Consider the following 14,027-nt stretch of genomic DNA (forward strand, 5'->3'; position numbering starts at 1 on the left):
AGGAGAAAACGGGGGTAAAGTCGCAAACAGGAAAAACGGCGAGGAGAATTATGCCGCCTCGATATCCTCGATGAGCTTCCGGATATCGAGCCAGATGATCAGTTCCCTGGTCTCCTTGTCGCCGATCCTGACCTTCTTCTTGATGATGCCGAGGATGGCCTCATCCTCGTTGTTCATGGCCCCCGATGCATAGTCCACCTGCGCAGTCCCGAACGTGGAGACGGATGTGACATCGTTGACATGGATGCCGGTCTTTGTGCGGGTGACCGCGTTATCAAGCACGATGATCCGCGAGTTCTCCCCGGGCTCTTCGGAACTTTCGCCGAGGCTGAGCCGTTTCCGCAGGTCGATGATGGTCGTGATCTCGCCGCGGAGGTCCATGATCCCCCTGATGTAGGACGGGACATTGGGGAGCTTGGTGATGGTCGTGTACTCGACCACTTCCCTGATATCGAAGAGATCGATCGCGAACTGTTCGTTTCCGAGGGTAAAGACAACAACCTCGAACGTTTTTGCCGGGCTTGTGGCCGACCCTGCCCCCCTGCCCGCTGCTTCATTTTTTGCCGGGGCCGCCACAGGTGCAGATTCCGGTTGTGCCGGGACAACCGGCGTTTCGGCTGGGGCCGGTGCACTCACGGGTCCCGGCGCAGCAGGAATCCCCGGCACGTCCACCGTTTCCGTTGCTTTTTGCGGCTCCGGTGGTAGTGGTGTTTCCTGCACAGGTGCCGCACTCCTGCTTTCCTTCTTTCTCGCTGATCTCTTTACTGCCATGACCTCTCCTCCGATCCGGTGACTATACAATTACGGTGATCCCCTTGTTGTCATGGAAGCTCTTTAACTGTTGCGTCGCGGAAACGTATCAGCGGGGAAGAACAAAGGTGGAGTGACGACCTGCTCACGGAACCAAAGCACGTTCATCCACCCGGTTCCTCCACGCTCCGCCACACTCTTATCGCCATCCAGATCTATTATTTACTAAAATGGCTGAACTGGCGGCATCGGACAGAACGGTACAGGCCCCCCTCTCCCCTGCCGGGGCAGCACTGCTCTTGGCCCTTGAGTCCTCCCGCGATCGCATTGCCCGCCGGCTTGTCAGCGACGTGCACGCTATCACCGATCAGGATCTTAACTACCTCACCGTCTCGTCCCTCGCGCAGCAACTCTTCCTGAAAGCCGGCCAGGCGTGCGGGTTTATTGAGCAGGGCACGCTTACGGCTCTCGCGGGATGCGACAGGATCGCGCAACGCATGGGACGTGCGTGTTCCGATGCCGGGCTTGACCCGGAACAATTCTTTGAAACCGGGCCTGCGGGCTCCCGTGCGCTGCCCGCGGTCCATGACGAACCGCTCCGGTTCGCGATCGAAATGCTGGACAGTGCGGATCTCCCTGCACCGGTAACGGGACTCCCGCTGGAAGATCTTGCAGCGGTTCTCGACCATTTTGTTGCCACGCGCCTGCAGGCAGGAGAGGGGTATCGTGTTGCCCGGGCCGGGAAATCCGCGCTGCTCTATACCGGGACAGTCGATGTTCCCCGGCAGGAAGTTATTGAACAGGTTGTAGCAATTGCCGTCCGCGAAGGAAGCGGGAGCGCCCCGGCAGAGATGCGGGAGGTCCGGGTCCTTGATATGGCCTGCGGGGCCGGGCTCTTCCTTCTTGCATTGTTTCGCTGTCTTGTACGGAAACAACAGGGCCGGAAAAACCGGGCGCTGACAGGGCCGGAGCTGCTGGAGGTCCTCTGCACATCCGTCTTCGGCACGGATATCGACCCGGAGTCCGTGAGTGCAGCCCGCCTTGTTCTCCTGCTTGCGTTCATTGAGGAATGCCGGAAGTCCGGCCCTGCGGCTCCTGGCCCGGATCAGGTCGCGGCAGCCTGCACTGCTCTCACGCAAACAATCCGGTGCGGCAATGCCCTGATTGCGCCGGATTATTTTACCGGCAAGCCGGTATTCCCGTTCAATGCGGAAGAACGCCGGCGCGTGAACGCGTTTGACTGGCAGGCAGCCTTCCCGGTGATTATGACCGATGGCAGGTTTGATGCGGTGATCGGTGCCCCGCCTCCGTACCGGCCGTTCGCTGTGAAGGCACGCGAGGAATACTTCCAGACGCACTACGACTCGTACGCGGTTTCCGCCGGCCTGTACGGGTACTTTATCGAACGCGGGCTCTCGCTCCTCCGGCCCGGAGGCACGGTTGCCTTCCTTGTGCCCGGGACATTTTTTCGCTCGGAACCTGCACGGCCGCTCCGGCGCCTGCTTCTCTCGCGGCAGATCGAACGGATAGCCTTCACTGGCAGGACGCGGGCATTACCGGAAGGTGACATCCCCGTGTATCTCCTTACGCTGAAAAACCAGCCGGTATTTGAGCCTTTTGTGGTCTCTCCGGATTTTTTTTCGGGCCGGAACGATTTTTCGCTCGACCAGCGTTCGCTGGATGACGGCGGCTGGAGGCTGGAGGACACCCGCACGGAAAAGATCCTTGACAAGATCCGGGCACAGGGTACGCTGCTTGAAGAGTATGTCATGGGAGAGATCGGGACGGGGACGCATGCTGTAGAGAACAATCCTCTGGTCGTGGACCGGGAAACACGGAACCGGCTGACAAAAAATGCATGGTGGGCCCGGCGGTTTTTCATACCGCTGCTCTGCCCGGCTGATATCCGGCGCTATGTTCCGGAAAAACCGTCGCGGTTCGTGATCACCGGGACGGGCAGCAGGAAGATCCGGAACTGCCGGGCACTGGCAGAGTATCTTAAGAGGGGCCAGGATCGTGCGGAGACAGACTCCAGTCGGGGAACTCCCCATGATGGGGAAGGACGTGCAGGGGAAAATATTCAGGAACATTTCCTTCCGGAAAAACCGATGCGAAAAATTATTTTTGCGCTTCATCAGCACAGCCCGGCATTCAGTCTCGATCAGAACGGTACGTACGCCATGGCAAGTACGGTCTCTGCAATTCTCCGGAATGATCCGTATCTTTTGGCTATCCTGAACTCAACACCCGGCCGGTTCATCATCCGGCACATCTGCCCGTACACGGATCGCGGGTACCACCTGAGCCCGGCAGCGCTCGGAAAATTTCCGGTCATCGTGCCGGACTTTGAAAAATTTTATGAGAAAAAATTTTTTGAAAAGATCACGCTGCTGGTCTCGCAAATGATCTCGCTATGTGAGTATCTCCCGCAAACGAAGACCGACCAGGAGCGCCGGCTCGTGCAGCAGGAGATCGATGCAACGGACATCCGGATCGATGCGCTGGTGTACGAGCTGTACGGGCTGACACCGGAGGAGATCCAGGTAATTGAGGGGAGTTCACCGTCGTAAAATCTCCGTCGGTAAAAAAAACCGTCATATTCGCGTTCAGGCAGGGTTTTTTCTGCGTGATGGCTGTAATACCCCCCTCTTTTTCCCGCTGCCGGACGCCCGCCAATTTGCAGGTTGAAGTGGGATTAAAATCGCTGCATTTTGAGAAAGAACCCCAAAAAGCGCCTATCTCCATCGGCGTGGACCATATTTCCCCTCCACAAAAAAGTGCCCTTCGTCCTTTTGCCAATCCGGGCATTTTACGGGCTTTTTCGAGAGACTCTTTTCCGGGATCCCTTTTCCGGGGGAGTTGTGCCAGGGGCGATCAGGGGATTGGGGATATCCGGCAGGGGGATGTCCACCCGGTACGGCGCCTTCTTCCAGTACGCCTCCCGGTAATGAGGGTTCCGGTACCCGTCCCGGGTGTTCTCCTCGATCTCTGCGGTTACGGCCGGCATAATGAGGAACCGCCGGTACATCCGCTCGTTCTGCGTTCGGAGCCAGAGCTCGCGGAACAGGTACGGGGGAAGGGGGAGCGACCGGACCTCTGCAACTTCATCCGGGTACTTGTCTTCGATCCTGCAATCGTCCGCGATGCCGTACCGGACCTTCATCATTTTCACGGCAATCGTCACCATCTCCCGCCACATGAATCCCGCAAACGGCAGCGATGTGCTGGTGTTCTCCGCCCAGTAGTATCCCATCCGCTCTGCAAGATCTTTCCCTTCGCCTCTCAGGTCCGGTGCCCTGCGTCCTTTCACGGTATCAGTCTCCATTCATAGCACAAAAAAATTTTTCATACATATATTTCTCTAAGTGAATGAACCAAAAGCTAATACCTTTTCCGGTCTGGTTATTCCGGTCTTACCGGCCGATCCCATGAACAGGGCCGGACCGGAGTCGTGCAGTACTTATTTTGCGCCCGGGAAGATCCGCCAGTTCTCCCGTGGCACCGTGATCTCGAACCGGGCCCCGACGCCCACGTAGCCGGTTTCGCGGATCGTGATGCCGGTGGTTGCCAGAATCTCCCGGGCAAGGAAAAGACCAAAGCCGGTGTGCTTACCGAACCCTTTCTCAAAAATTTTTTCCTTCTCTTCCGGTACAACACCAATCCCGTCGTCTTCAACATAGATGACAAGGCCGTCCGGCGCCCGCTCGCACCGGACCCCGATCGTTGTCACGTGTTCCCCGTGCCGGATCGCGTTGTCGAACAGGTTAAAGAAGACACGCTCGATCATCGGGTCGGCGAAGACCTCGATGGCATGGCAGGTCTTGGAGAAGGAGACCTCGGGCCGTGCGGTCCTCTCGACAATCTCTTCGAGCCGGAACCACGCGGGGGTCTTCTCACCCAGTTCCTGGTAGGCCTTCGTGAACTCGATCTGGCCGGTAATCGTGTCAGTGGCGGTCTCGATCTTCTGCAGGAAATCGAGGACAACCGGGTCCGGGTTGCTCAGTTCGGCCAGCTGGGCGTATCCCCGCAACGCAGTCAGCTGGTTTGCGACATCGTGGCGCGTGATGCTGTTCAAGAGACTGAGCTTCTTGTTCGTGTTCTCGATGGCCTGCTCCATGGCCTTGCGTTCCGTGACGTCCCGGATGAGCCCCTCGGTACCGATAAGTCGTCCATCCTCTCCCCGTATTGCCTGCAAATTGATCGATGCCCAGAATGTTGTGCTGTCCATGCGCAGCATCATCTCAACAAAATCGGTTACCTTTCCGTCCTTCCCGAGTCTTGTCAGGAGCTCCTGGCGCTTTTCAGGATTGGTATAGACGACACTGGCCGGGATCCCGCGCATTTCATCAGGAGACGAATACCCGAACATGCGGGCTGCCGACGGGTTCACCATCGCGATCTTCCCCTCGCTGTCCGTACGGAGGTAGGCATCCTGCATGGTGTCGAGGATCCGGCGGTACTCCGTCTCGCTCTCGCGACGCGCCCGTTCTGCCTTTTTCCGGTCGGAAATATCCCAGACGAAAACCAGTGCCGCGTTCTTTCCCTGGTACTCGAAGGGGACCGCGGAGACCTCGACTTCGATCTCTGCCCCGTCAAGCCTGACATAGACCTCCTCGAGTGTTGATGCTGTAACATGGTCGTCATAGAGGTCATTCACCCGGTTTTTTATGGCATCATGGAATTTTTTGTGGACCCGGTCGAGGAACGGTGTGCCAACGAGCTGGTCGCCAGAGGTTGCGCCAAAGAGTTGGATCGCAGCCGGGTTCAGGTACTGGAACTTCCAGTCTGCACTGATGTAGATTGCTTCCGGCGCCCCCTCGATGACACGGCGGAATGTCTCCTCGCTCTCCTTTAAGGCAGCCTCCGCTAACTTCCGATCCGTGATGTCGGTCATCAGGCTGAGTATGCCCGGCTTTCCCTGCCAGGAGATTCCCGTTGTGGAGTTCGAGACCCAGACAGGCCGGCCTCCGGCACCGGTGATCCGGAAATCGTACGTCTGCGGTGCGGACTCGCCGGCAATCCGTTTCGCGTGGAGGTCTCTGAGGAGATCCCGGTCTTCGGGCCAGATGAAGTCGATGAACATCTGGCCTTCGATTGCCGATACCGGCTTTCCCAGCATTTCAGCACCTCTCCGGTTGACAAAGACGATCTTCCAGTCCTGCACAATCGCGATGGACTCGTGGGCATTCTCGACGAGGGTTCGGTATTTCTCCTCGCTCTCGCGAAGTTCCTGCTCTGCCATCATCCTGCGCGTGATATCGCGGTCCGCTCCCCGGAATCCGGTCAGGGTGCCGTCACTGCTAAAGACCGGGATGCTGTTACTCTCCAGGTAGTGCCAGGACCCGTTCTTATCCCGCCACCTCACCACGACATTGTGCCACCCTTTCTTGTCGCGGATCGATGACCGGAGCAGGTCAGTTACCATCTCCTGATCGTCAGGGTGCATAAGATCAAACAGGTTCATCTGCCGGATCTCCTCCATGGAATAGCCTATGATCGTGGTAATTACAGGATTCGAAAAGGTATGGTGCCCTTCAAGGTCCATCTCCCAGATCCATTCGGTCGTGGTCTCCACAATGTTCCGGAACCGTTCTTCGCTCTCTCGGAGAGCCTCCTGGCTTCGCTTGTACTCGGTGATGTCCTCGTACGTTCCGAGAACGCCGACAACGTTACCTTCCCGGTCGCGGAGCGGGACTTTACTTGTCCGCAGCCAGGCTTTGCTGCCATCCGGCCTGACCAGGGGCTCTTCGTAATTGATCCACCCCTGCCCGCTCTCCATCACCTGGCGGTCATCAGCACGGTAGAGCTCCGCGATCTCTGCTGAGGTATAATCAAAATCAGTTTTCCCCACTATGTCAGCCGGGTTCGAAAAGCCGGCATCGCGGGCATTCTGCCGGTTGCACCCAAGGAAAACCGAGTTTTTATCTTTCCAGAAAACGCGCTGGGGGATGGTGTCAAGGACGGTCTGGAGCATCTGCTGGGAATTAAAGAGCGCCTCCTCAGTTCTCTTCCGCTGGGTGATATCCCGCATGAGTACCATGACTGACGGGTAGCCCTGGAAGCTGATCGGCTTTACCGCAATCTCCACGGTCAGTTCCTCGCCGTCAACTGCGATAATGCCCTGCTCCTGGCGGTGGAAGCGTATCCCTTCCTCAGCCATCTTCCTGACAGATTCCACGGTCCGTTCATGATACTCCGGGTTGACAAACGTGAGGATGTCTTTCCCGATAATATCTCCCGGCACTTTTGCCTTAATCATCCGGACGGCTTCCGGGTTTGCGTACACGTTCTTCCCGTTGCGATGAACGACAATGGCAACCGGGGCAAGCTCGATGAGCGACCGGTAGTTTTCCTCGCTCTCCCTGAGTGCTTCTTCTGCCTTCTTCTGGATGGATATGTCCCGGAATGTGACGTACGTTGCGGGTCTTCCCTGCCACGTGCAGGGTGTTGTCGCAACATCGACATGCATGATGCTGCCGTCAGCCCGCACGAACCGTTCGTGGATGTGTTCCAGTGACTGCTGTGGAGAGACACGGATCCGCTCCTCAATCAGCGCACGGTCATCGGGATGGATAACTTCAATCGCCGGTTTTCCGATGAGACCTTCCGGATTGGACAGCCCCATCATCCGGACTCCGGTCTGGTTGACAAAGACAAGCTTCCCGTCCTGGTGGATGGCAATCCCGTCGAACGATGAATCTACCAGCGTGCGGTACCGCTCCTCGCTCTCGGCCAGGGTCTGCTCGGTGCGTTTGCGGTCGGAGATGTCCCTGACCGAGACAAGCACGGTCAGCTGCCCCTCGAGATCGAATACCGAGATCAGCGTATCGGCAGGGAAGGTGCTGCCGTCTTTTCTCTTGTGGATCCACTCGAAGTGTTCGCTCCCTGTCTTTTGGATCCCGCGGAACAGCTCGACTGCGGCTTCCTGTGAGTTGCGCCCGTCCGGCTGGGTTGGGGGAAAGATGTCCTTTGGCTGAAGGCCGACCATCTCCTCTTTTCCGGCGTACCCGAACAGGCTGACCGCCTGCTGGTTGCAGTCAATGCACTTCCAGTCTGTAAAGACAATATTGGCATCGTGGCTCTTCTCAAAGATGCCCCGGAACTTCGTCTCGCTCTCGCGGATCCGTTTCTCCCCCAGGGCCAGTTCCTCGTACTTCCTCCGGAGTTGCTCCTCCGATGCCGTGAGCTGTTCGTATGACTGCCTGAGTTCCCGGTTCTTTTGTGCGATCTCCTCTTCAGCCTTTACCCGGTCGGTGATGTCGCGCCCGTGGAAGAGAAGTCCCTATATCCCCTTCATGTCCGGCAGGTACGTGACGGTCCCCTCGATGAAGACAATAGATCCGTGGACATCCCGTACACGGAACGGTGGCACCGGCACCGGCTCACCGGGTTTTTTTAAGGCGCTCCTCCCGCTCCCAAGGATCATCTCTGTATCCTCAGGGACGATCCCAAAAAGGGCGCTCCTCCCGTCGTACTTCTGACCCACAAGGGAATCCGGGCCCTGCCCGGTGATCCGCCGGATCGACGGGCTGATGTACAGGTAATTCCCGTCCACGTCAGAGATGGTCGTAAGGTCGGGGATATTTTCCGTGAACGCCCGGAACTTCTCCTCCGAGATCTTGAGCGCTTCCTGTTTTGCTGTCAGCTCGTCAAGCTGCTGGCGGAGCTCCTCCTCGTTTGCCGCGATCTGTTCGTACGAGGAACTGAGTTCGTCGCTCTTTATCTGCAGTTCCTTCTCAGCCCGCCGGTGGTTGACCGCGTACCGGATCTTGTTGGCAACCTCGGCGAACTGGGCTTTCGGGGCCCCGCCTTTCTGGATGTAGAAGTCTGCCCCGTTGTTGAGCGCCTCGATGACGATCTCTTCACGGCCCCGGCCGGTGAAGAGAATGAACGGGAGACCGGCTGACCGCTTCCGGATCTCCTTGAGAAAGGTAATCCCGTCCATGCCCGGCATCTGGTAATCGGAGAGGATGACATCGAACGAGAGGATCTCCGTGCTGCAAAGGGCATCTTCTGCCGAAACCGAGGTCCGGACCTGAAACTCTCCTGACTGCTCCAGGAAGATCCTTGCCAGTTCCAGGAGATCCGGCTCGTCGTCGACATAGAGGATAGAGATCATATGTGCAGGTACGGGTCTATTGGTAATTTAGAGAAGAGTATTATACTATAAATATGATCGTGTCTGCCCGACAGATGGGGAATCGGGATTACCCTGCTGCACTTGCCGGGAATTATATGCAAAACACTATAGTTTTCCGCACCCCCGGACTGCTATGAAGAAGTGCCCGGAGTGCGGGGCGAACATACCTTACCGTGATAATTACTGTTATGCCTGTGACCGCACGTTCGGGGATCCCGGACCAGAGAATGGAGACACTCCCTGCCTCGACCTCTCGAAGGAAGAGTGGAGAAAGCCGTGGGCGGCAGCAGCCCTCTCCGCAGCAGGGATCGGCCTCGGGCAGTTCTATAACGGGGAGACGGCCAAGGGGGCCCTCTTTCTCATCATCGTCCTCGGGGCACCGTTCGTGCTTCCCCTCTTTACCCCTTTCAACCCGGTCTTTGTCATGGCAGTGGTCTGGGCAGCAGCCGTGGCAGATGCCTGGCTCTCCGCGGGAAAGATCAACCAGCTGCAGAAAACATTTGAAAAAAAGAGTCCCCTTTTCTGGTCGGAAGTTGCCTGCCTGGTCCTCGCGTGCGGCATGCTTTTTTTAGTTGCCCTTGCGCCCAACACGGCAGCCCACGGCCTGATCCTCTCGGGTGCAGCAGTTGCGGACACAAAGTACCCGGAATCTGCCACGCCACTCTACGACTCCGCCGTTGCGCTTGCCCCGGACGATATCGACATCCGGATGAGCAGGGCCCGGTTCCTGTATGCCACCGGGAGGGATACTGAGGCCAACGCCGAGCTGTCAGCCCTCATCACAACAATGCCTGATGAGAGTGCGCCGCTGGTGATGACCGGGAACATCCTGTACGAGAACGGGGAGTACGAGGCATCGCTCCGGTATTTCGAGAAGGCGCTTGATCTCGACCGGGAGAGTGCGGCGATCTGGGTGAGGAAGGGAGACGCGAACCTCGCGATCGCGATTGCCGACATGCAGAAAATGCGCCGGCAGTACCGGACGCTCACCGCGGGCAGCCAGAAGGACACAACGGAGTACCCGGCAACGGAGATGGATGCATTCAAATCCACGCAGTCGTACCGTGATGCGATGGAGGCCTACAACCAGGCTATCAAGCTCGATCCGCTCATGAGCGTTGAGATCTCTGCGCATGTCCTGGCAGCAACGCAGTCGCTCGTTGAGATGTATGACGGGATCCTGGATGACATCGGGATGCCGGTGTCACCCCCCGCGTAAGCTGGTGGGCCGGTCTGCCGTTATCCCTCTTCCTGCTCCTGGTCACGGTTCCGGTATGCACCTTTTGGTACTGTTATCTCGAACCGTGCGCCTTTCCCTTGCACGCCGGTCTCACGGATCTGGATGTTTGTCAGGGAGAGGATCTCCCGTGCAAGGAACATCCCCAGGCCGGTGTTTTTCCCAAAGCTGCGCTTGAAAATATGTTCTTTGTCCTCCGCATCAATACCCGCCCCGTTGTCCTCCCAGAGGATCACAAGGTCGTCTCCTGACTTTCGGGCGGTGACATGGATCTCCGTCACGTGTTCCCCGTGGTGGATGGAATTGTCGATTAAGTTGAAGAAGACCTTCTCCAGCATCGGGTCGGCCATTATCTCGATATCCTGCACGCCCGTCTTCATGGTTACCGATGGCGGGACATGCGGGCGGGGCATGACGGAGTCGAGCGCGATCCACTGTGGGTCGTGGGTACCGAGGTTCTGGTAGACCCGGGTGAATTCTATCTGGGACTTGATTGCGCTTGTGGCATACCGTATCTTTTTAAGGTGCTCCTCTTCCTCCGGGGACGCACACCCCCTCTCTACCAGCTTGAGGTTCCCGAGAATGACCGTGATCTTGTTTAAGAGGTCGTGCCGGGTAATGCTGCCCAGCAGGTTGAGCTGCCGGTTCGCCCGCTTGAGGGCCTCTTCGGCCTTCTTCCTCCTCGTGGTGTCATAGGCAACACCCCGGAACCCGATCACGGTGCCTTCGATGCCGAGAACCCGGGACGGCCGGATCTCGAGGACCAGGTCGTGACCGTCCCGGTGGCGGGCAATGATCTCGAAGGGGAGCAGTGGCCCGGAGGACGTCGAGGCCATGGTGGCTAACGCGCGCTGAAAGATCGGCCAGAACTGTTTCAGGATGAGGGTTTTGAAGTTCTCTCCCACGAGCCCCTCCGGTTCGTGCCCCAGGATCTCCTTCACCATGGGGCTGATGTAGTGGATTTTTCCCGATATGTCGATCTCCCAGATCATACCGGGAGACGTCTCGACAAGGGAGCGGAACTTCTCCTCGCTCTCCATGAGCGCGTTCTCGACTTGTTTTCTCTGGGTGATGTCGCGGATGACCCCGACAACACCAATGGGCTTTTTGTTCTCATCATGGGCAAGGGTGACGACGGTCTCGGTCCAGACCGTGGAACCATCCTTCCGGAAAAACTCCAGTTCCATGGTGCTGGAAGGAAGAACCGGGGCCGCCACCCTGATGCGTTCGATTCCCGTATCGCGCGAACGCGTCAGGACTTCCAGGGATGCTGGTGTCAGGGCATTGTGCAGGGACTCTGTTATCGCCTCGTCCGCGGTAAAGCCCCTCAGGGCCATCACCGAGGGGGAGATGTACGTAAGGTTCATATCCATGTCGGCTGTGAAGATCACGTCATGGACATTCTCCGCAAGGAGCCGGTATTTTGCCTCGCTCTGCCAGACCGCTTCCTCGGCCTTCCGGGTATCTGTGATATCCTGGTTTGCCCCGTGGGTCCTGACCGTCTTTCCGTCCGCGTCCTTATCGAGCCGGATCCTCACGACAATATGCCGGACTGCCCCGTCCCTCCTGATAATCCGGTGCTCGATCTCGGCGAAGTACTTCGGATCGGTTGTTGTCAGTGCCCGCTGGACTTCTTCTCCTACCATGTGGCGGTCGTCCGGGTGAACGAACTCACGGGCATAGGTCTCTGAGGACATCCGGGTGCCCCCCTCCCGCTCCGCGGTCGTTCCGTACAGGGCATAGAACCGGTCGTTAAACGTAAAAAGGTCAGATGCAACATCGTATTCCCAGTTCACCAGGCGGGCAAGGTCCATTGCCTCTGCGAGCATCTGCTGGCTCCGGTGCAAGGCGTCCTCCGCCTTCTTGCGCTCGGTGATGTCTTCAACCGTGGAGAGAATGTGGGATTTTCCCGCCATCACGATGGTGCGGGCAGAGAAGAGACAGGCCTTGACCTCACCGGATCTTCCCCGGCAGGTAACCAGCATTCCGGAGATATCCTGCCCGCTCCGGAAAAGCGGGATGAGCTTCTCCCGCTCACCTCTATCCGGAAAGAGTTGCAGTTGATCCGTCGTTTTACCGATTGCCTCTTCACGCGAGTAGCCGGTATCGCGGGCGAAGGCATCATTGACATCGATGATGATCCCATCCGTTGCCGAAACAAGGGTATGATCCACGGGGCTGTACTTGAAGACCGTGGCGAACTTGTTCTCCGATTCACGGATCTCTTCCTCGGCTTTCTTTCGTTCGGTCACATCACGGACGATACCAAGAATGAGGTATTCTCCCCGTATCAGGATACGGTTGAGGCTGACCTCGGCGTGGAATGTGGTCTGATCGCTTTTTTTATGGATCCATTCAAAGAACTGTGGTGTCCCGGAAAGGGCCGCTTCAATCTTCTCCCTGGCTGTTGCACCGGACAACCGGCCGTCCGGCTGGCGTTCTGGTGAAAGATCGATGAGGGAAGCATTGACGATCTGTTCGCGGGTGCAACCGAACAGCGTTTCTGCGGCATGGTTGCAGTTGATGATGGAGCTGCGGCCTCCAATGATGATAGCGTTGGTTGCACTCTCAAACAGTGTCCTGTACTGCTCTTCGCTTTCGGCAACCTCCCGCCGGCTTTTGGAGATCTCATCATACTGCCCGCGAAGCTCCTCCTGTGCGGCGGCCAGCTGCTCGTACGCTGACCGGAGTTCATCCTGCGTCCTCCGCAGGCTCGTGATATCATGGGCGAGCAGCTGGACTCCCTCAAAGATGCCCTCTTTCTGGATCGGGACGCCATGGAATTCTAAAATGATCGATCCCTGGCCCGGTGTGGGAAACGTGATCTCCAGCGGCCCGGTGGTCTTTAAGGCCTGGTTTTCCCGGAACGCAGCGCGGACCTTCTCCTGGTCCTCAGGCTTCAGCGGATTGAGCGGAAGAGGGATACCCAGCAGTTCTTTCTCGCTCTTTCCGGTCAGTCTCGTGAACGAGGGAGAGACGTATGTCAGGTTAAAGTCCTTGTCAACCAGGAGAACCATATCCGAGATCCGCTCCGCCATCCCGCGGAATTTTCCCTCGCTCTCGCGCAGGGCTTTTTCAGCCAGTTTGCGGTCGGTGATATCCACGGCCTGGGAGAAGAGAAGGTCCCGGTCGCCGATCCGTATCCGCTGCCCGGTGAACTCCAGCGTCCGGATCTCCCCGGATTTGGTCCGTATCCGGCTCTCGATATGCCGGACAATCCCCTCTTTTACCAGCACTTCGGCCATCCGTTCCCGGTCTGCATAGTCAACGAATATGCCAAGCTCCCGGTTTGTCTTCCCGATGAGTTCCTCCCTCGTGTATCCGGTTGTCTGGATGTAGGTATCGTTGACATCGATCAGGGCTCCGGTGTCCAGTTCCGAGATCGCTTCCAGGCTCGGGTTGGCCATGAACAATTTTAAGAACATCTCTTCCGACTGGAGCCGTCCAGCTTCAGACCTTTTCCGGCGCATGGTGCGGCGGATCCGGTGCGCCAGTTCCGCAAACTGCGTCTCAGGATCCCCACCCTTTTGCAGGTAGGAATCAGCACCGTTGTTGATCGCCTCGATGACGACCTCCTCCCGGCCCTTCCCGGTAAAAAGGAGGAACGGGATATCTTCGGTCTGTTGCCGGACCGCCTTCAAAAACGCGATCCCGTCCATATCCGGCATCAGGTAATCGGAGATGATGGTATCAAAGGAACCGATATCCATGGCAAGGGCGTTCTGTGCTGATGTGACGCCAGTGACCCGGATGTCCCCGGCCCGTTCGAGAAAGAGCTGGACAAGCTCGATAAGGTCTGGTTCGTCGTCAACATAGAGAACTGAAATCATGAATAGTTCCGGAGATGTCGATGATGTAAAGAAGACTACGTAGATACAAAAAGATTCCGTGGCCGGCCCT

The 14,027-nt window shown here is 57.6% G+C and carries 7 protein-coding genes; 2 read left to right on the forward strand and 5 right to left on the reverse strand.

Annotation, left to right across the window (positions count from 1 at the left end):
• Positions 1-48: 48 nt before the first annotated feature.
• The gene (locus PHF39_RS02130) at positions 49-771 is read right to left on the reverse strand and encodes a chemotaxis protein CheW (protein ID WP_366144147.1); all 723 of its coding nucleotides are present in this window, start codon (positions 769-771) and stop codon (positions 49-51) included.
• A gap of 209 nt (positions 772-980) precedes the next feature.
• Here PHF39_RS02130 and PHF39_RS02135 point away from each other — a divergent pair, with 209 nt between their 5' ends.
• The gene (locus tag PHF39_RS02135) at positions 981-3,320 is read left to right on the forward strand and encodes a hypothetical protein (RefSeq protein ID WP_300219675.1); all 2,340 of its coding nucleotides are present in this window, start codon (positions 981-983) and stop codon (positions 3,318-3,320) included.
• 239 nt (positions 3,321-3,559) lie between these two features.
• Here PHF39_RS02135 and PHF39_RS02140 read toward each other — a convergent pair whose 3' ends face one another.
• From PHF39_RS02140 to PHF39_RS02150, 3 genes are all read right to left on the reverse strand, one after another.
• The gene (locus PHF39_RS02140; RefSeq protein WP_300219677.1) at positions 3,560-4,075 is read right to left on the reverse strand and encodes a hypothetical protein; all 516 of its coding nucleotides are present in this window, start codon (positions 4,073-4,075) and stop codon (positions 3,560-3,562) included.
• 135 nt (positions 4,076-4,210) lie between these two features.
• Entirely contained in the window at positions 4,211-8,008 is a 3,798-nt protein-coding gene (locus PHF39_RS02145; RefSeq protein WP_366144157.1) for a PAS domain S-box protein, read from the reverse strand.
• A 24-nt stretch (positions 8,009-8,032) separates the two neighbouring features.
• Positions 8,033-8,869, reverse strand: coding sequence for a response regulator (locus PHF39_RS02150; protein WP_300219679.1), 837 nt, complete (start codon positions 8,867-8,869; stop codon positions 8,033-8,035).
• A gap of 154 nt (positions 8,870-9,023) precedes the next feature.
• On the opposite strand from PHF39_RS02150, the gene PHF39_RS02155 reads away from it, so the two are divergent.
• The gene (locus tag PHF39_RS02155) at positions 9,024-10,109 is read left to right on the forward strand and encodes a tetratricopeptide repeat protein (RefSeq protein WP_300219681.1); all 1,086 of its coding nucleotides are present in this window, start codon (positions 9,024-9,026) and stop codon (positions 10,107-10,109) included.
• Between the two features lie 20 nt (positions 10,110-10,129).
• On the opposite strand, the gene PHF39_RS02160 is transcribed toward PHF39_RS02155, so the two are convergent.
• On the reverse strand, positions 10,130-13,957 hold the full coding sequence (locus PHF39_RS02160; protein ID WP_300219683.1) for a PAS domain S-box protein: 3,828 nt from the start codon (positions 13,955-13,957) through the stop codon (positions 10,130-10,132).
• Between the last annotated feature and the right edge of the window lie 70 nt (positions 13,958-14,027).

Source organism: Methanoregula sp. (assembly GCF_028712425.1).
GTDB lineage: Archaea > Halobacteriota > Methanomicrobia > Methanomicrobiales > Methanospirillaceae > Methanoregula.